Annotated in this window: 15 protein-coding genes; 6 read left to right on the top strand and 9 right to left on the bottom strand. The window is 53.9% G+C overall.

What is annotated here, in order from left to right; genetic code table 11:
- Positions 1-322: 322 nt before the first annotated feature.
- The 3 genes from WCX19_RS00535 to WCX19_RS00525 form a co-directional block, all read right to left on the bottom strand.
- Entirely contained in the window at positions 323-1,252 is a 930-nt protein-coding gene (locus WCX19_RS00535) for a hypothetical protein (protein ID WP_373003369.1), read from the bottom strand.
- 176 nt (positions 1,253-1,428) lie between these two features.
- Entirely contained in the window at positions 1,429-2,727 is a 1,299-nt protein-coding gene (locus WCX19_RS00530; protein WP_373003366.1) for a TolB family protein, read from the bottom strand.
- 33 nt (positions 2,728-2,760) lie between these two features.
- Entirely contained in the window at positions 2,761-3,396 is a 636-nt protein-coding gene (locus WCX19_RS00525; protein WP_373003363.1) for a hypothetical protein, read from the bottom strand.
- A 270-nt stretch (positions 3,397-3,666) separates the two neighbouring features.
- Between WCX19_RS00525 and WCX19_RS00520 the strand changes: the two genes are divergently transcribed.
- On the top strand, positions 3,667-4,512 hold the full coding sequence (locus WCX19_RS00520; RefSeq protein WP_373003360.1) for a winged helix-turn-helix transcriptional regulator: 846 nt from the start codon (positions 3,667-3,669) through the stop codon (positions 4,510-4,512).
- Between the two features lie 194 nt (positions 4,513-4,706).
- A complete protein-coding gene (locus tag WCX19_RS00515; RefSeq protein WP_373003357.1) occupies positions 4,707-5,630 on the top strand; it encodes a hypothetical protein in 924 nt (307 codons plus the stop codon).
- A gap of 421 nt (positions 5,631-6,051) precedes the next feature.
- On the opposite strand, the gene WCX19_RS00510 is transcribed toward WCX19_RS00515, so the two are convergent.
- The 3 genes from WCX19_RS00510 to WCX19_RS00500 all read right to left on the bottom strand — a co-directional run bounded on the left by WCX19_RS00510 (position 6,052) and on the right by WCX19_RS00500 (position 9,205).
- A complete protein-coding gene (locus WCX19_RS00510) occupies positions 6,052-6,984 on the bottom strand; it encodes a hypothetical protein (protein WP_373003354.1) in 933 nt (310 codons plus the stop codon).
- A 208-nt stretch (positions 6,985-7,192) separates the two neighbouring features.
- Positions 7,193-7,987 carry a winged helix-turn-helix transcriptional regulator gene (locus WCX19_RS00505; RefSeq protein ID WP_373003351.1) on the bottom strand — a complete coding sequence of 265 codons (795 nt, stop codon included), beginning with the start codon at positions 7,985-7,987 and terminating at the stop codon, positions 7,193-7,195.
- A gap of 288 nt (positions 7,988-8,275) precedes the next feature.
- A complete protein-coding gene (locus WCX19_RS00500; RefSeq protein WP_373003348.1) occupies positions 8,276-9,205 on the bottom strand; it encodes a winged helix-turn-helix transcriptional regulator in 930 nt (309 codons plus the stop codon).
- 142 nt (positions 9,206-9,347) lie between these two features.
- Here WCX19_RS00500 and WCX19_RS00495 point away from each other — a divergent pair, with 142 nt between their 5' ends.
- A complete protein-coding gene (locus tag WCX19_RS00495; RefSeq protein ID WP_373003345.1) occupies positions 9,348-10,343 on the top strand; it encodes a hypothetical protein in 996 nt (331 codons plus the stop codon).
- 262 nt (positions 10,344-10,605) lie between these two features.
- Here WCX19_RS00495 and WCX19_RS00490 read toward each other — a convergent pair whose 3' ends face one another.
- Together WCX19_RS00490 and WCX19_RS00485 are read right to left on the bottom strand one after the other, a co-directional pair.
- Positions 10,606-12,000 carry a TolB family protein gene (locus tag WCX19_RS00490; protein ID WP_373003342.1) on the bottom strand — a complete coding sequence of 465 codons (1,395 nt, stop codon included), beginning with the start codon at positions 11,998-12,000 and terminating at the stop codon, positions 10,606-10,608.
- A 6-nt stretch (positions 12,001-12,006) separates the two neighbouring features.
- A complete protein-coding gene (locus WCX19_RS00485; protein ID WP_373003339.1) occupies positions 12,007-13,371 on the bottom strand; it encodes a hypothetical protein in 1,365 nt (454 codons plus the stop codon).
- Positions 13,372-13,573: 202 nt separating this feature from the next.
- Here WCX19_RS00485 and WCX19_RS00480 point away from each other — a divergent pair, with 202 nt between their 5' ends.
- Together WCX19_RS00480 and WCX19_RS00475 are read left to right on the top strand one after the other, a co-directional pair.
- Entirely contained in the window at positions 13,574-14,359 is a 786-nt protein-coding gene (locus WCX19_RS00480) for a winged helix-turn-helix transcriptional regulator (protein ID WP_373003336.1), read from the top strand.
- A gap of 622 nt (positions 14,360-14,981) precedes the next feature.
- Positions 14,982-16,475, top strand: coding sequence for a DUF2330 domain-containing protein (locus tag WCX19_RS00475; protein WP_373003333.1), 1,494 nt, complete (start codon positions 14,982-14,984; stop codon positions 16,473-16,475).
- A gap of 39 nt (positions 16,476-16,514) precedes the next feature.
- On the opposite strand, the gene WCX19_RS00470 is transcribed toward WCX19_RS00475, so the two are convergent.
- A complete protein-coding gene (locus tag WCX19_RS00470; RefSeq protein ID WP_373003330.1) occupies positions 16,515-16,658 on the bottom strand; it encodes a hypothetical protein in 144 nt (47 codons plus the stop codon).
- A 401-nt stretch (positions 16,659-17,059) separates the two neighbouring features.
- Here WCX19_RS00470 and WCX19_RS00465 point away from each other — a divergent pair, with 401 nt between their 5' ends.
- The gene (locus WCX19_RS00465; RefSeq protein WP_373003327.1) at positions 17,060-18,199 is read left to right on the top strand and encodes an outer membrane lipoprotein carrier protein LolA; all 1,140 of its coding nucleotides are present in this window, start codon (positions 17,060-17,062) and stop codon (positions 18,197-18,199) included.
- Positions 18,200-18,216 lie beyond the last annotated feature (17 nt).

Genomic DNA, 18,216 nt, shown 5'->3' with positions numbered 1-18,216 from the left:
ATTCCGGGCCCAAATTGAGCCCTGATTGGCCTTGTTGATCCCAAAAAGAAGTCCGTATCGGGCTCCGTTTTAAAATGTCCACAAATAGGCCGTATTTTGGCAATCGGACGAGATAAAACGATCTCATAAACGCGATTTGCGGGCCTTTTCCCTGCCCGGACAGGCATTTGAATCATCTTGGAAAAAGGGGCGCCGGAACGCGTCTATGAACCGCTAAAGAGCATTATATGGGGCTCAATTTTGGTGTATTTTTGGAAACAGAGTAATATAAAAGCCCCGATTTGCGAGGCAGAGCCGGGACGGGGAAAAATGGATTGTTGTATCAGGCCCAGCCAAATAAAGCCTGCACCATTTTGAATACCGGCAGGAGGCCGGACGCCCGGCCTGTTGCCCCGTCATCCGGGATCGTAAAAAGTGCTGTACCGTGGCCGCTTGCCTTTTCTTTCTGCCAGCCGACATCGGCATAATATTCCCCGGGCACGAGCCCTGTCGGGTCCAGTTCGAACGTCCATGAATTCAGTACCTTGTTTATTCCCGGCTCGGCACCGGTGCCCGGCACAATCGCGGAGACCGGCACAGACCGGACATGCGTGCCGGTCGTAAGATTGTAAATTTCAGCGGTCAGCGTGTTCTCGCTTCCCATGTTCGTGGTCCCGGCAAAGGTAAGCCGGCCATCGGTGCTGCGGGCTGGCGTCAGCTGGCCGGTTACAGGGTCGGTCGTGCCGGAGAAGTTGAGGAAGGGAAGCTCGACGAAGAAATACGCAGGCGTCACGATATCGTCAACACCCGGCCGTCCTAAAACATTCTGGAGCGCCTCAACTGCCGGCTGGACGCCCGGGCCAAGCCCGCTCACCGGCCCGAGATCAGCGACCGGGACACCGCGATCGGTGAGCGTGATATTCCCGGTCCCGGTGACATGGGCGGCAATCTCGAACTGCCGGTCAACGCCCGGATCCAGTATCACAAAGGCATACTGGCCACTCTGGAAGTTCTGGGTCTCAATGGGGGACAACGTAACGGAATAGTTCCCCTGCGCATCGGGAATTGCCGTAAAGGTATGGAAATAATTCCTGCCAAATGCCATGACAGCGACAGAACCGTTAGTCGCGCCGGTCCCGGTAATCGTGAAGGCGTCGCCTTCCGCAATCGTCTGCGGGCTGCTCGATGTAAATGCCAGGCCGGCAGATGCCGGTGCGACTACGAGCACAATCAACAGGACGATGATCCCTGCAAATGCTGTGGAGTGTTTCATGGTCGTTCACCCGGAATGGGTTAGGGGTAGTATCGGAACCGGGATTTAAACGATTTCTGTGACAGGATTTTACCATCGCAAAAAAAGGGCCGGTAGTGTATCCGAAGTGCTGTAAAAAGTGAAGATGCCCTGTATCCAACAGTGAATTGGGAAAAACAAAGAGGAACCGGGCAATACTACCTCCTTAATCCCTTTCGTATTATCCCCCAAAGAGATACACCCGCCATCACACCGGCTATCGACACCATGCCGGGCAAACCGGCCGGTGCAGCCGGAGTTGCCCCGGTCTGTACCCCGGAATACTGTGCACTGGGTTGTTGGGTGTTGTTGTCATCGATCCCGGTTCCGGAAAGAGTGGTTATGGTGCTTGGCCGTGGTGCGGCAAGCGTATAAAGCACCACCTCCCGAGGCTCCTTAAACCAGTCGTCCCCCGCGCCCCGGGTATAGACGATCCTGTCTCCCGAGATTACCGGGAACGATACCCCCTTCTCAAATGAAGTGATCTGGCTTTTTTCGCCGGTGCGCAGATCCATGACCATGATGGCACCCTGTACTTCCCGCATATTTGAGGGACTCCTGGAAACACGCCACACGATCCTGTCATCGGAAACAGGAGAAATCGCCTGGGTCTGACCCATACATCCGGGTCCGATGTCCGAGCGGGTTCCGGACGAGATCGTATAACGGACGATGGTATCGATCCCCATAGAATTTTTCTCCTCCCAGAAGACGGAATCGCCTTGGATAAAGGGGATACCCCTCACGGATGAAACAAGCCGCATCTCGGTCCCGTTCCGGATATCCATTAGATAGAGATCCGGGGAATCCCTGTTGCCGCGGTAGTCCCTCCAGATGATAAAATTCCCGGATATCCTCGGGTAGCTCTGGTTTCCCGGCATACCGGCCGGAACATACTCTTTTTTGCCCGTGGTCAGGTTCAACAGCACTATCTTTCCACCGGAAACACCGGAACAGGACCCTCCGGCATGTTCGGTCCAGACTATCTTGTCCCCGTCAATCCAGGGATTCTGGTTATACCTGAGTTCGGAGACCGGAAGGATTGCATCGTTCTGGTTGGTGAGCCGAATGGTCGATCCGGTGGTAATATTGGTCAGCATAATCCTGCCTGCGGCGAATACGACCCGATCACCGGAGACTTCCGGTGTCAAAATCACATGTACCGTGGCGTTATTTCCTTCTGAACTTTGTTCCGACGGTTCACCGATCCGTACGAGTTGTCTTGTTGTGCCCTCCGTAAGATTATACACGTAAAGTCCCTGTTCCGGGGCATCCGGGGATGCGCTCTGCTGGAGCCAGAGGAGCCGGTCGCCATCGAACACCAGGGAAAGCGGTTCCCCCTTAAGGGTAAAAAGAACGGTCTCGGTCCCGGAGGTGTTCTCTGCTGCCGATACGGTCAGGACAAGGAACAGACCCGATAAAAAAAGACCCCTGAGTAGCAGACTTGTAAGGTTCATTCTTGTAGGGTTCATTCTATCACGAAAAAAAGGTTAGGGGAAACTGAAGACTGAGGTATCATCAGAATCCTCGGCATAGTACGGCGACGGGATATAGCCCCAGGAATGTACGTAATAGTTGCCATTAGCGGGATATAACGTGTCTTTCGATGAGGGAATCGACCAGACTCCGTCTTGTGAACTTGCCGATGTCGAATCCACAGTCTGCCCGGTGTCATGGTTAATCAGAAACGCCTCGTTATAAATGTACCAGGGTTGTGTCTCCAATCCCGATGCAGTAGTCGTTCCTCCAAAGCGAATGGTTCTTGAATCGAATTTGTATCCGATGGCCGTGACCGATACCGTTGCGCGTTCCGTGCGTGATGTACTTTCTGTTGTTATTTGATTGAGCGCCGGTTCTTTGCCCCACCAGTTCATCTTCTGCTGGGCCATGTTCTTCTTCACAGAATCCGGCACCCCGACCAGATGTTCAGGGTGAACCTGCTCCATGTAATCAAGGACTGTAATGTTCTTGCCATAGAGTTCATTGATGAGGTTCAGTTGTTCCTTACTTGCATCCGATCTCACGACACCCTTCTCATCCGCTGCACTTACGGCAGCGACAAACAACGCTGCGAGAAGAAGAGTAATGAGAACGATCCTTCCTGTTTTAAGTCTATGTATTTGCATGTTTCTCTCCCCAGGCCCGACAGCGTACGCTCTTTGGATAAGAACGCAGTGTCCGGCCAAGATGTAAGGGCAGCACCGGAACTGTCACACACCCCCTGCGGGGTCCTGCCTTTGCACAGGGTGGGTTTATCCTCTGAAGCCCTAAGCCCTTAGTATCCTGATATGGACAGGCCGCATATACGATCTCTGTGACAGGATCAGAAATTCGCAGGATGATGGTTCAGGATCTGTCACAGAGCATTTATCAGCAGCCCTGCCAAGATCCGTTCGATGAAGATCAGGAAACCGGAGAACGGAGACAACGAAACATTCGGCAATCCCGCCCAGCATCCGATCCGTCGCTATCTTGTTGCGGCGCTCGGGATCTTCTTTGTCGGTTTCTGTCTTTTCGAGCTGGTGTACATCCCTCTTTTCGGTGTTCATGCCGATGGTGTACCGATTCCCCGCTGGCAGATGCGGCCCATCGATCTCTTTTTCCATATGCTCCACTCGGTTTCTCCGGCGCTCGTTGAACCGATCGAGGCCGTTCTTTTCTGCTCTGCCGGCGCCGGGATCGTTGGGATGTATCTTGGTTTTCGAATCATCTCAAAAAAAACGGTGCTTGTCGAGCCGACGCGTGCACGGATCTTCAACGCAATCAAAGGGGAACCCGGTATCCACTTCAATGAGCTCAGGCATCGGACCGGCATCAACAGGGGAACACTTCTCTACCATCTCGGGATACTCGCCCGTACCAAAAAAATTACCTGTTATAAAGATGGACTCTTCTCACGCTATCTTCCGGAAGAATGGGGAATCTCCAGGAAAGACATGATCGTGGCCTGTAGGTTCCGGAGCAGACCGGATCGTTTTATACTTACCTACCTCCACTCTCACCCGGACGCAACCCGGCACGAGATCGGGAGTGCCGCAGGGATCTCTCCGTCAAATGTAAGCTGGAGGATACAACGATTCCTGCAGGAAGGAATCATCCGCATTGATCGGGGTGAAGGAAGAACCACGCGTATTTCCCTCACAAGCGATGCAGAGAACTCCCTCATGAGGTTGCAATGTTCACCTGTGTCGCCCGACCGGGCCGGATCCGGCCCCAAAGGGATCATCGGGCAGGAAATGTGAACGCAGGGATCGATCCCGTCACGGCAGGTCGATCAACATGCTAATGTCTCTTTATGAATTCCCGACAGGAATTCCTGTCAGCTGTCGTGGCCCCTGGTAGTATTTTTCATTCCTGTCACAGAGATCGTTTATTTACTCTGTCCGATTCCTTACCGGACACACGAACGTCCAGGAAAAAAATGCCAGTGAAATGTATGTCAAGGCTCTCTCTCATCTGGCTGGTAATCGTGGGACTCATACTCATCATCGGCCCCTGCTCTGCCAGCCTGGAGGTCCGGCCAAGTACGAACATCGCTCTTGCCAAAGGCGATCCCCTGACCATTACCGGAACCGGCTTCATGAACGGATCCGCAACGATCTGGGAGTTTGGGTCGGGGTTCTTCGCGTATAAGAGTATACCGGCTGCGCCGGAGGGGACCCTCTCCTGGACACAAGGAATGGACGTGACTGAAACCTTCAGGAGCGGCCCCCTTATGATCATCGTTCAGGATCCCGGGCGTGACCGGCAGTACTCGCTTCATGTCGATGCATCGGGTGAAACAAAACGTATCGTAGTGGGAAACGGTACAGATCTCTTCGATGTGAAACCGGATTCCCTGACGATTCCTGCTGCGATGGGTCTTGCAGAACAGGTACAGGACGAGATCGCCCGGGAAGAGACGGACGATTCAGGTACGCTTCAGATTGTCTTTGTGGAAGAACCCACTCTTAGTTTCCACCAGGAGAACGCCGGTGAGATCCCGACCGTTGCTGCAGGAAAGAGTATCCGGTTCTACGGGACAATGAATCTGGCACCGGAAAACCGGATCACCGCAAGGGTCGAGAACACTGCCGTGATTGAAAAGACCGGTTTACGCATACCGGTCAGGACCGGTACGGTTACCACAATCCGGACCGGAGAACTGCAGAACCGGTGGGAGTACACGCTTGACACGTCGGGGCTCGAACCCGGCGAGTACCTCGTTGAGATCGGATGGGAACAGTCTGCAGTGTCAGGGCAGAACGCGGAGATCTTCCGGATTGTTCGGCAGTCGGGAGCTGACAACACCACCGGGAGATCCTCGTTCTCCCTCATGTCTCTCTTCTCTGTTCCCGCGATCAAACCCATTGTTGCATGAGTTTTCCGTGCCGGAAAATTTTTTGCGCGAGATGAGAAAAATGCAATATTTTTTCGGTCGAACGTCCCTACGACCCGGAATTTTCGGACCAAACTCCGGATTGCCGGAAAATTTTTGGGACTAACGAATTCTACGTTAAAAAAATCCGGACAATATACGCATTTGCAAAAAGATTTCTTGTATCATGCTGTTCCCCCCTCCTTGTGCCAGCCCTGCTCCACGGGAGTGGGGGAGTATGCGGTGTCCTTTTTTAGTATTACCTGGACCCGGCAATGTTCCCGATACCGGTAATACGGCACTATCGCTAGCCGGGGGATACCCACGCTGGCAAAGGGCGGCAGCCCAAGAAGAGCGTTCTTACCACTCCCCCCGGGGATTTCTCCAGAGCACAAAAACAAAGACCCCCAGAAAGCCCCGGGCCTTAGCACGGATACGCCTGCTGCTCTGTCCATGTCCTCCAGTATTCCTGTACTTTGCCGGATACGGAATCGACAACAACGGTAAAACCATCGTTTTCGCAGGTCTTCCGGCCGGGCCGGTCATTTGAGTACAGGAACACGTACTGCCCGGCAATATTGGCACCCGGCATTCCCAGATCATCGTACCGCGACTGGATAAGACCAATGAGAGAATTTCCTGTGCGGTTCTGTACCTCGGCCCGTGCTGTCTTTTCGGCTGTATCCATGGAAACAACCGGCGTTGCCGGGCGCCCGAACCGTGTCGGGCCGTTCAAAGCATACCAGTCGAGCACGCCATCATCCGGAGATAAAGCACCGTGGACCAATTCTTCATCACCGGAATAGAGATGAAATTCCCAGGACCGGGTGTACCGGATCCCATCGTTATACTTCATCTGCACCCGGTCGATAGTCCACTGGGGAAAGCTTAAGCGGGCCCGGACTTTTGCCTCATCAATCGTGATCCCGGCTTTGTCCTGCAATGGAGAATAGAGATCACCGGTGGCGGCATTTACATAGGCAGTCTGGTTATTGTGGAACGGAGAATCGCTTGTCGGGACAAGGATAAATTCATACAGGAGTTTCCCGGGGAACCGGTCGGTCAGGTTGATGGCCGCAATGGAATAATACATCGGGTAGTCTTCCATCACGAGCGCCGATGCATTCTCCTGCGTAATGGTTATCCGGGGTGACGGCTGCGGAGCGGGTGTTGCCGTGAACGTGCGTGCGGGAGACGGGGCCGCAGACGTTGGCGACAGCAGCGGGGTTGCCGGGTCTGCCTTGTGGAGGGTTTGTTCCGATGCTGCACCGAAAAAATGAAATGCAATCGCGATCCCGAGGATGCAGCTGATTGCAGTAATAATCACAACCAGAATTGTTCTCGTCCTGAGTTCCATGAATCACTCAAACTCCTTTTTGTACCCCCGAACGGTGGCGGGGATCGTACACCTTCGACAAACACCACTCTCTTTTGGAGCGATAAACAGGTTCTGTGACAATTTTTTATCAAAAGGGAGATTCCCGGGCAGACATGAACGATCGACAACAAAACCCCGGTGTCCCTTGGAGTCCCTTATTCGCAGTCTGCCGGTTTATCCGGTGCAGTTACTCCAAGACCTCTGCATTGGATCCGGGCCCAGTCACCTGTGGGTGGTACTTATCGAGCGCACGGGCGGCATCCTGGGCTATTGAATATTGTACCGTTCTCCCGGTCTTTGTGACAGCGAGCACCCCGGCATCACGCAGCCGGTTCGTGTGCCAGGTCACCGCAGCGCCGGAGATCCCCAGTACTTTTTCGAGGTCGCCCCGGGTCGTTGCAGGGTTCCGGATCAGGTACTCGCAAATGAAGCGTTCCCTGTCATTGTGCAGAAACGCGAGGATCTTCTGTTCGGCCTCTGAAAACTTCCCGGAGTTCTCAAAATACCGGACATCGGATCCGGTTTTCGATGCCGTGATCTTTCCGGTCATTTTCAGCAGTGCGATATGGTACCGGAGCGTGCTCCGGGCAACACCGGTTTGCCTGACAAGCTCGTTAAAATAGATCCCGGGGTCTGCCACAATTGTCTCGTAGATCCGGGAGCGCGTCGCGTTCGTGAGCACGCTTGCTGCCGTGATCTTACGGTAGCCGAGGTACGCGAACATCTTGATAAAAAAGAACAGTTCGAGCGGATAGAGCAGGAGCGGCGACAGCGATAATGCAACAACAATCAGCATCTCCCGTGGCGAAAGATCCCAGAAAGAGACCTCCACCGTTTCAAGCGGAGTACTGTTTGCAATGTCTGCATCAGTTGCCGGCGTCACTACGTACCCATTATTCAGCAGGCCGGACATTGGCACGACAAAGAAAAAGAGGAGGAGACAGGCTGCCGTGATGACGATGCCGAGCCGGTCAGTGTCCATGGAAGAATATGTGTGGGGCAGGGGGTATTGAGGATTATGATCCGGTGTTTTGCCGGAAAAGAGAGGGCGGACGCCCGGTTTAAAGATCAATTCACCATTTTTATCACCTTATGCGATCGACAATCCGTTCATGGAGTGAACACCCTGGCGCCCGACGCTCTGCCTGCTGCTCTGTACGGTCATTCTTGTGGCCTGTGCCGGGTGCACATCCGGGTCCAAACGGTAAACAAACGGGATATTTCGGTACCCCGCTTTCTGTACTGCATTCTGCCTGTTTCTCCGGTGTGGTTACTCCGGCAGATCTGCGCCGGTCCCGGGTTCCTGTGGGTGGTATTTATGAAGCGCACGAACCGCATCCGGGGCTATCATGTACTGTACCGTTCTTCCGGTCTTTGTGACTGCGAGCACCCCGGCATCACGCAGCCGGTTCGTGTGCCAGGTCACCGCAGCGCCAGAGATCCCAAGCACTTTTTCGAGATCGGCCCGGGTCGTTCTAGGGTTCCGGATCAGGTACTCGCAGATAAGGCGTTCCCTGCCGTTGTGTAAAAACGTGAGGAGCTTCTGTTCGGCCTCTGAAAATTTTCCGGAGTTCTCGAAGTACCGGACATCGGATCCGGTTTTCGATGCCGTGATCTTTCCGGTCATTTTCAGCAGTGCGATATGGTACCGGAGCGTACTCCGGGTGACACCGGTCTGGCGTGCGAGCTCGTTGAAATATATCCCGGGGCTTGCTGCAATCGCCTCGTAAATACGGGAGCGCGTCGCGTTCGTGAGCACACTCGCCGTGGTGATCTTCCGGTAGCCGAGGTACGCGAACATCTTGAGAAAAAAGAACAGTTCAAGTGGATAGAGCAGGAGAGGCGACAGCGAGAATGCAACAGATTCCAGCATTACCCGGGGCGGGAGCTCCCAGAACGTGATCTCTGCATCCGCACCCGAGGTATCGGTATTGGGCCCTGAGAGATCTACCTCCGTTGCCGGCACGACTTTGGTCCCGTCGTTTAAGAGGCCGGACATGGGCACGGCAAAGAAGAGGAAGAGCAGGCAGGCTGCCGCGATGACGATGCCGAGCCGGTCGGTGTCCATGGAAGAATATGTGTGGAGCAGGGAGTATTGAGGATTATGATCCGGTGTTTTGCCGGAAGATGAGTGGGAGGCGCCTGACCAGCGGTCCGCACCCGATTCATTTAAGCCCTTTTTTGACAGGACGCAGTTCATCCTCCTGCCCGAAAATAAAATGCGGGCTTGTCATGCGCCGGTTTTTTTGGCTGTGTCCGGTAAACGATCGGGCGAGAAATCGTAAATACCATAAGGGCCCCAGAGATTTTCATACGTGGATGTGGAGGTACCCTGATAAGATATGCAGCCAGTACAAAAACAAGTAAAACGGATCGTTATCCTCATTATTTTTATCGTTATGGGAATTGTCGGGGGCATACTGTTATGCAGCATGTTCCTGCTTTCGGGACCGCAACAGCAAAATCCGCAGCAGGGGTTGTTGGCACAATGCGAGGTACAGGAAGCAAATATAAGCCTTGTCCATAACAGGACACTCATCACGATTACCGATGCCGAACTGGATGCCTTCCCGGGACTTACGTCCACGCTTCAGCATGCGTACGATTCATCGGGAAGGTGGGTGAACGGGTACCGGGGAATTACCGATTTTGAAGCAAATATTAGCCGCTATTATGATTTTGTCCACCGGGTCTGCAAAGATAAAAAGACGATGTTCGATTGTTTTCCCCAGCCGCCGCTTTATGAATACCGCGGACGGTATTATGACATTCAGTGCCTGGAATTGTATTATCACACTACCGCCCGTCCCATGACTCCCCACGTGGTAACGAATGTGTCGGATCGGCAGGAGAATAGCAGCCCGGTAACGAACGGGTGCAGTCCCCGGAAACCCTGCCTCGAAGTGTATGATCCCGGCACCGGCAGGCAGTCTTGGATCTCCCGGGATCAGGCAGGATATGCCCCGCTCCTGAACAATATGACCACGATCTTCCGGTCGATCAAAGGCCAGCTGAAATGCGCTGTTCCTTACGATGAATTCCAGGTGGAAAAACGGGAATACCGGTATGTTACCTTCACGGCCGCCGGTACGGTAACCGGCCGGTACTGCTATAACAACATCACGGCCGAATGCATGAATATCACTGCCGATGAATTTACCGTTCTGCTGCAGAAAAAAGCAAAAAACAGTACCTATGAAACCTGTTCGGAGAGCAACCTGATCTTTACCTACCGGAACGGTACCGATGCCAGGATGTGGTCGCTTGGCGAAGAGGATGCTGCCCTCCTAGACGCCCTCGACAAAAATGTCCGGGAAATTATTGACCGTCAACCCTAATCCCGGCAGATGTACATGAGCCGGGGAACGCCGGAGGGGGGCTCAGGATCCCCCGCACCCGGTTAAATGCACAAGGGAAACGGCGGGAGTTCGTAGGGAGTATGAACGTTCCCTGGGAAAAATTCAGGAAGAGCAATGCAATGATGGGGTTTTTCCGAAAGAACGGTTCATTGTGTGAAGTACAGTCCTCTGGTCTGCGGTCATCCGGATTGCGGGGCGGCCAAAGTACAATCCTTCTGCTGCTTTTTCCTGCCCGCTCCCGTCAGTACCAGCACAGGTCGTACGGGACAGTACCGTTAACCGAGTCCCCGGTTATTGCCACGGTCCATTTCCCCGGTTCGAAATATCCCGCGGGCCGATCGGAAGAAATCGTCATACGGACTGCCTGATCCTCCCGGGAATCGTCAGCGTCGGTAAAATGCCACGCCGACCCCCCCGGGCTTACAAGCGTCAGGGAGAGGGAGGTTTTGGGATCGTTCCACCGGAGCTCAAATGATATCTCCTGAGCCTGTTGCGAAGGTTCCAGCGAGTACCATTCCATTTCTCCGTTTGAAATGGTGCTGTAGTAGCGGACCCGGGTACCTGGTGTGGGAATTGTCGTGGGTGAGGCAGAATAAGCGGTTCCCCCCTGCCCTCCTGAAAAATCGTGCGAGCGGTTCGCCGGGTATCGGTACAGGAAGATATCGTGTGCGTTGTCGTACCCGCCGGACCAGATAACAAACTCCCCGGAAATTCTGGGGAATTCCCGGGGAACCTGCCCGTCAGCCACAATTTTTGTCGTATTCGTGGCAATATCGTAGAGCCGGATATCGCCGCTTCCCCGCTGGTAATTAAAAGAACCTGCCGATGAATTCCGGTAGTCTTCCCAGACAATCAGATTGCCGGATATATCGGGATACATCTGGAACGATCCGGAGGGGCTTACCGGTTTTGAAATCCCCGATTTCAGGTTGTAGAGAAACACCTGGTACGGCCCGTTGCGGCCGTCGGCCCAGACAACATTATCCCCGTCGATCGCGGGCATGGAGCGGGAACCCGGTCCATCGTAAAGGACGGTCTTTTCCATGGTGGTGAGGTTTACGAGTACCATCAGATCGTTTGCCGGCCCGGATTCGCGGAACACAACCCGGTCGCCGGAAATTGCCGGCTCGCCCAGGGAGGCGGCTGACGCCACCACGGTCCGGTGCATCCCGGACACGGCATTGTACACCTCCAGGGAATAATTCCCTTTGTTGTAGTCCACCCAGAGGACCGTACTTCCGTCAATACAGGGAGATGATGACTGATTGCCGGGGGAATACAAAAACGTCAGCATGCCCCGTGCGCTGTCGTACAAAAAGATTCCCCTGCCATCGCTCCAGACATACCGGTTCCCGGAGATCGCAAGGTCGCGCTTCCATGAAGGATCCCTGATCACCACGTCCTTTCTCCCCTCCGATACATTATACCGGTAGATCACCCGGGAATAATTACCGGGATCTGTTTCCGATCCATACTCAACCCACGCTATATTTCCTTCATCGCAGGCGATCGTGTTGTACTTGTAGGAGTTGCTTTTTGCTATAAGATAGGATTCGAATGAGTCCGCCCCGTAACACGGAACGGTACAAAAAAGAATGAGCGCGACGATCCCGAGAACAAAAAATATCGTCTTCATGGTTCGTCATTTTTTCCTGAGAATACCGGTGATCCCGCCCACGCAGCCAACTCCCGCCAGACCTGCAAGTACCAGTATTGCAGGATCGGGCGAAGGACCGGCCTTTTGAGTGGAAGTTCCGGTAACGACGGTTTTTGACTCCGGATCGACAGCGTAGGTCTTTGCGACAAAACCCTCTTTGGCAGAAGCGCCCGTATCGTAAAGACTGTTGTAGATTACCATGAGTCTGGTCGCTTCCGTTGAACCGTTGCGTACCTTTACGATATATTCTCCCGGTGACAGCGACGAGGTATCGATAACCGCATGCCATGAGCCGTCTTTGCCTGTGGTATCCGCAACGTGAACTCCCGCGATGGCGAATGCCGGCTGCTTCTGGCGATCGATATCCGCAAGGAAAACGCCGATGTCAAGAAGCGTACCGGTATTCAGGTTCGTTGTCCCATTTAGCCAGACGGACGTGCCGGAAACGGCATCGGGAATATCGTCCATCGAGATTACCGGTTCTTCCAGGAGGATCATGAATTTCTGGTATGGGTTCTCTTTTTCGTACGCATTCAGTTTGGTTTCCAGGACATCTGCCGGGATATATGCAGATGAATTTTTTTCATCCGGCAGGACTTTTAAGGCATCTCCCCCGTCCACCACATAGAAAAAGTACTGACCTGACCGCAGCAGAGTAGTATTGGGGAGATCGTACTCCGCAACTCCCGATCTGTCTGAGGAGATCTGCCGGAAATACGTATGGCCTGCCGCTGAAGAGGCGCTGGTGATCCAGATGCCGACGGGGCTGCCGGACGATGTTATGGCAGTTATCGTCAGCGGGGCTCCTTTCGCGAGTATGCTGCACCGCGTATTGAGATCCGGGGAGGTCCTGACCGTGAAGTTCCCGTCGGGCGAGACATACACCGGCGACCTGAACTCCCTACAGCCGGATACCGCTGTTACCGCCGGTGTCGGAACGGACGTCTCTTCCCCCCGGGCAAGCCGGACCTGGACCGATACACGATCCCCGCTTCCGGACTCCCCGATTGTGAAGATATAATCAGCGGGTGCATAGCCCTGCGTAAGGACCGGGACATTCCAGACCGGGCCGGCGGCTCCGTTCTCTACCGGGACTGTACCTTCGGCTCCGGAGTGTTCTCCATACCTGACCGTTCCGTTTCCTGAATCTTTGCGTGAGAACTCGTACTGCAGGATTGTCCCCGCAGGAAGGGTTGTCGTTCCGGTAAAGCTGATGACAGACCCTGTCGCCGGATTCCCGGGGACCGGATCGATGGCAATCCGGTTCATTGCAGATACCGGGGCGACACAGAGAAGCAATACTCCTGCAAGGAGCAGGATTCGGGCATAAGGGTGTGCACATGGAGTCATCTTTTCATACGTCCTTTTTCGTTTGTCAGATGACTGTATGGAGAATCTATATAAGTGATTTCTGTGAGGGAACTCACCTGATGATCGGGACTGCTGCCGGTTACATTCGAGTGTTCTCACAGAACTTATATAAGATATCGTTCCTTTCAATTCCTCAAAGGCTGTATCTATGAATCCTGCGAAATGGAGTGTTCCCGGTCGTATGCCGGTTTTTATTCTGGTCGCAGCGTGCGTCTTTCTCCTTATCGCTCCTGTATCGGCATATTCACCCCCCTATTCCATCCATCCCTGGTCAGATAACCTCCCGGTCAGCGAGGCAAAACTTCCGGTGCCGGTGGGTATATGGCAGGTTCCCCCGCTGACGGTTCTCTTGGCATTCACCGCCATTTTCCTGCCGTTCTGCCTGGTACCCCTGGAGATTCTTGTTTCATGTGCGGGATTTGTTGTCATGAATTTCCGTCGGGTCCGGAAAAACGACGTATTTGGAAACGACTGCCGGGCGATGATCTATGATCACATCGTACTGTACCCGGGCTCGGGATTTACTGAGATTATGCGGGATCTGCCGGTAAACCGGGGGACACTGTACTACCACCTGAATGTCCTCTGCCGCGAGAGGCTTGTTGTTGCTTTTTTGGCAGATAAAAAGACCTGTTACTTCCAGAATGCAGGAAAATTTTCCGATCCGGAAAAGAATGCGATTGCCCGGCTGAGAAACAGCGCCGGTCTCCCGATCTGCGAATTTTTGGTTTCCTGCCCGAATGCGTCGCGCCGGGATATTGCCCTGAGACTGAAGACCACCTGTTCGACGGTGTCGTGGCATATGCGGAGACTTTGCGCGGCCGGTCTTGCCACATCGATAAAAGAGAGCAGGAATGTCCGGTACGCGCTGACTCCTGCTGCGGCAAAGGTTATCGGCGATCTGCGGGAAGCGGCGGGTAGTGCCGGGTATACGGATTCCCCGGAACTCCGGCCGTTTCCTCCATGAAAAGCCGTCATTCCGCTGAAAAGCGGAAATTCCGGGAAGGAATGGCATCGATTGGTATCCGCGCCAATGGAATCTGGGTGAAACTGCCCGAAAAAAGAGCCGCAAAAGACCCGCAACTTTTACGCAGAGAAGACCGCGAAAACGATATCCGCGATCTTTTTCCAAGGGGATTTTTTCACCAGCCGGCATGGCTGCACATACGGGACGCGGGCGTACTCCGGCGGTACCTGGTTTCGGCAGATTACCGCGGACGGAAATTCAGGGATGCAGATCCCACGGGGCGATAAAACGTGATTCCTGCGATGGGAAAAACCGTGCGCTCTGATACGACCGGTAGACAATGTGGCGAGAAATCGTTTATGCCATGAACTGTTATAGGGATCGTATCCAGGAAAACCGGTGCGATGATGAATGTTTTTACAGGGGATCCTTTTTACCGGAAAAACCCTTTGTGGCTGCCGACATCTGCGGTACGGTGCACGGCGATTTTTTTAATAAGGCATCCCCGGGTTTCCCGCAGGAAGTGTGACCCCTGATAATCCGTGAACGTACGGGGTACCAGTGCCTTGCGATCGCTCTCCTCCTCCTTGCAATACTTGTCCCGACCGCAACGGCAGACGGCATGTCGTTTCTTGGCGACCCGGACATGATGCTTCTCCAGCCGGAGAACGACCAGGCAGGCGCGATCTTTTATGAGGACGGATACGAGAATATGCTCCTGTCCGTCTCGCTGGACTGGAACCAGCAGGGCAACCAGAGCGTCTGGATCTTCCCGGTCCCCGCCCGACCGCAGGATGTCCGGATCGACGTGCTCAAAGGATTTCCCACGTACGACGGGACCACCCTTCAGGAGAAATATACAATGGAGATTGGCACGGTCGCCGTCGCATCGGTATCGTATGCCACCTTCCCGCTCACCACCCCCGTCATCTTTCTCGCGGCTGTGGGCTGGTATGAGGATCCCCATGCGGGATTTGCCGGTGCGCCCCCGTCAGCTTCCGGGGACGTCGTTGTCTGGGACCGGGTGGACCGGCGCGGCCTGAAAACAGAAGTGGTTTCGGCCAAAGACGCCGGCGCACTTACCCGGTACCTTGCCGGGCAAAACCTCACGCTCCCGAACGGCTCCCTTACGATGCTGGACGACTATATCGCAAAGAACTATTCCTTTGTCGTCACGTCCGTGCAGAACGTGACGGAATACCGGGAGCAGTTCCCGTCGCAGTCGCTTGGGATCTCCGGGCCGGTCTTTGCGGAGAGCGGATCGGACAACGCGCTCGGGGTCTTTGTCCGTTTCCCCGCGGACCGGATCTATTTCCCGCTCAAGCCGACGCAGGCATACGGAAACCGGACGGTGCCGCTCCTCCTTACGGTCAACGGGTTTGTCACGCCGGTTTTCCCGGCCGGCACCGGCTCCCGGGCCTCCGTGTCGTACCTGGAACAGGACAGTTACTCGCCGCCGGCAACTCTCAAAGATTTCTTTAACGGGCAAAAGGAAAAAGCGCCGTTTACCTACACCAAGATCCTGCTTGTCGTACCGGCAGAAGAGTTCACCGACGACCTCTGGCTCGATAACGTCGCTCCCCAAGAGGTTTCAACCCTCTCGTGGATGATCACGTACTACCCGCTGATCGGTATCGGCCTGTACATCCTCTTCTCGGCTCTCGCCGCGCTCCTTGCCGGTCTTATCGTGTTTACCCGGGGGAGTGTGAAGCCGGCCCGGCTGCTGGAGCACGGCCTCTGGAACTGCGCAACGCTCGTCGGGGTTGTCTATGCCACGCGCAGGTACCTTGTCCTTCCTGACAGCGACAAGAAGAAGCGGGCCCGGTTTGTGGGTGTGTTTGTTGTCCTGTTCCTCATGCTCGTGACTGCCGCTGCTCTCGCGTCCGAGCCGGCCTTTGCCGCCCTGCTGCCGGTGTCACCCCTTATCCTCCTGATGTTCGTCCTGTTTGGGACCTTTGGCTGCGCAGAGATGGTGCTCCCCGTCTTCACCGATCACGCGGTATACCTCCCGACCGACGGGTTGATCCTCTGGGGGATGGCGGTTGCCGGGTTCGCACTTGTTGTTGCGGCCTGCATCTATGCCGCGTACCGGATCGTGCGGTACCTGGACAACTAAAAAAGGAGTGTGCTATCAATGGAAAAATTAAAAATAAACTCAAAATATCTGGCGTTTTTTCTTTGTCTGGTAATTCTGGTACTTGCCGGAAGTTACGTAGTTTACGCCACGTATCTTCTTCCAGGAGACTCTCACCGGAACCAGCCGCAGGATCTTCAGCCGCCACCGGAAATTCTCAGGCAAATCTCCCGGGACTGTTCCGGTTATGTTATTCGGGAAATCCAGACCGGTTACCTTTCTCCATCTGCCACGATAGTCCACCTTACTCCTGACACACTCGCGAATTTCCCGGCGATAAAAAGAGATTTGCAGAACGCAACGACCCTTCCCGCGGGCGATCGGTACGGGCCAAATACTATTGACTGGTTCAATGGCCGCCGGCATGTCGGTACCTTTGACAATGATGCCCAGTATTATGAATTCCGGAATTTATCCTGTAAACACAGTCCCGACCCAAAGTGCAATCCATTGAATTTCACGCAGGAATTCGAATATACCGGGCGGTACTTCGAAGTGCTGTGCTATCCGAGTTTTGCGGGAGCGCATGACAACCTTCCTCCCCCGAAGCAAATGGGGTGAGTTGGATGAGGAAAAAAATTCTTATATTTTTGATCCTTTTTATTGCGTTCTGGTGTACGGGATGCGTAACCAACAGCCCGGATCATCCCGATACGGGAAATACGGTTGCTGCTGATTTCTTCCAGCATTCCCATACCGTCAGGAGTTATACCGCTGAAGTAACCCGAACCTATGCCGGGATAGAGAACGACTCGGAAGTTTTTACAATCAATGTGAAATATCCCGACAAGTTACGGATTGACCTCAAGAAATCGTCAAGATCCGGTGACGGAACCGTTGTTGTTATCCGGGAAAACCAATCGTTCCGTTACAGTCCATCAGCAAATCAGGTGACAGAAATGAGTATCGATAAGCAGGACTGGTCAAATGGGACATCCTGGGCTGACGACGATTACTGGAGGATGGCCGAAGTGATTGCAAGTGATTCGGAGATTACAACAAAATCCTGCGAAACAACCGGGGGAAAAACGTATTGCATCGTGGAGATGCGACCGCGGAATCCCAATGATTTCGGGAAATACCAGAGCAGCTACGCATATTCTGACGTCCTCATCCGGGTAGACACCTCGACATTGAATCCGGTAAAGATGCAGTTGTTCTACGATAACGATACAAATTCAGTTTCTGTCGATTACCGGAACCTCACCGAAAATCCGGATCTCAGCGATTCATTGTTTACGATTCCGATCCCTGCGGGAGTTACTGTCGTTACCCCTCCGACACATCCCCCCGTTCATAAATACCCGGATACAGGCATTAGGACTTCACCGGTACAAGGCATCGGGACGATGAATGTATCCGCAACTCCGGAAAATTCAAATGTTTCACGCATAGTTGTAAATTATACGGGCGTCCGGGTGATTGGGGAGGATGACGCAACTGATCGCATCGATGAGAACCAGAAAAAAATGATTGTTGATGCAGCCCTTAGTGATGAACGTGTCAATGCCCTGCTGCAAGAAGGTGGTGTGATTGAAGGAGTCCTCTACCAGTGTCATCCGACCCCGAAAAATTTCTCCGGTCCTGCCTGTGCACCGGCCCTTCGCATTCTTCATGAGAATATAACCTGGGATTTTCTGATCGATGAAAAAAGTCGTACGGTCATATTTGTACAGCACGATCTCCCCAAGGGTGCGTTGATATGATTTGCATTTCATTAACC

The sequence above is a fragment of the Methanoregula sp. genome (assembly GCF_041663825.1).
Taxonomy (GTDB): Archaea; Halobacteriota; Methanomicrobia; order Methanomicrobiales; family Methanospirillaceae; genus Methanoregula.
This window is presented reverse-complemented; position numbering and strand designations above follow the sequence as displayed.

What these genes read in the sequence shown, in the direction of transcription:
- WCX19_RS00535 (WP_373003369.1), bottom strand. Translation starts at nt 1,252, where the DNA reads ATGAAACACTCCACAGCATTTGCAGGGATCATCGTCCTGTTGATTGTG.
- WCX19_RS00530 (WP_373003366.1), bottom strand. Translation starts at nt 2,727, where the DNA reads ATGAACCTTACAAGTCTGCTACTCAGGGGTCTTTTTTTATCGGGTCTG.
- WCX19_RS00525 (WP_373003363.1), bottom strand. Translation starts at nt 3,396, where the DNA reads ATGCAAATACATAGACTTAAAACAGGAAGGATCGTTCTCATTACTCTT.
- WCX19_RS00520 (WP_373003360.1), top strand. Translation starts at nt 3,667, where the DNA reads ATGAAGATCAGGAAACCGGAGAACGGAGACAACGAAACATTCGGCAAT.
- WCX19_RS00515 (WP_373003357.1), top strand. Translation starts at nt 4,707, where the DNA reads ATGTCAAGGCTCTCTCTCATCTGGCTGGTAATCGTGGGACTCATACTC.
- WCX19_RS00510 (WP_373003354.1), bottom strand. Translation starts at nt 6,984, where the DNA reads ATGGAACTCAGGACGAGAACAATTCTGGTTGTGATTATTACTGCAATC.
- WCX19_RS00505 (WP_373003351.1), bottom strand. Translation starts at nt 7,987, where the DNA reads ATGGACACTGACCGGCTCGGCATCGTCATCACGGCAGCCTGTCTCCTC.
- WCX19_RS00500 (WP_373003348.1), bottom strand. Translation starts at nt 9,205, where the DNA reads ATGAACTGCGTCCTGTCAAAAAAGGGCTTAAATGAATCGGGTGCGGAC.
- WCX19_RS00495 (WP_373003345.1), top strand. Translation starts at nt 9,348, where the DNA reads ATGCAGCCAGTACAAAAACAAGTAAAACGGATCGTTATCCTCATTATT.
- WCX19_RS00490 (WP_373003342.1), bottom strand. Translation starts at nt 12,000, where the DNA reads ATGAAGACGATATTTTTTGTTCTCGGGATCGTCGCGCTCATTCTTTTT.
- WCX19_RS00485 (WP_373003339.1), bottom strand. Translation starts at nt 13,371, where the DNA reads ATGACTCCATGTGCACACCCTTATGCCCGAATCCTGCTCCTTGCAGGA.
- WCX19_RS00480 (WP_373003336.1), top strand. Translation starts at nt 13,574, where the DNA reads ATGCCGGTTTTTATTCTGGTCGCAGCGTGCGTCTTTCTCCTTATCGCT.
- WCX19_RS00475 (WP_373003333.1), top strand. Translation starts at nt 14,982, where the DNA reads ATGTCGTTTCTTGGCGACCCGGACATGATGCTTCTCCAGCCGGAGAAC.
- WCX19_RS00465 (WP_373003327.1), top strand. Translation starts at nt 17,060, where the DNA reads ATGAGGAAAAAAATTCTTATATTTTTGATCCTTTTTATTGCGTTCTGG.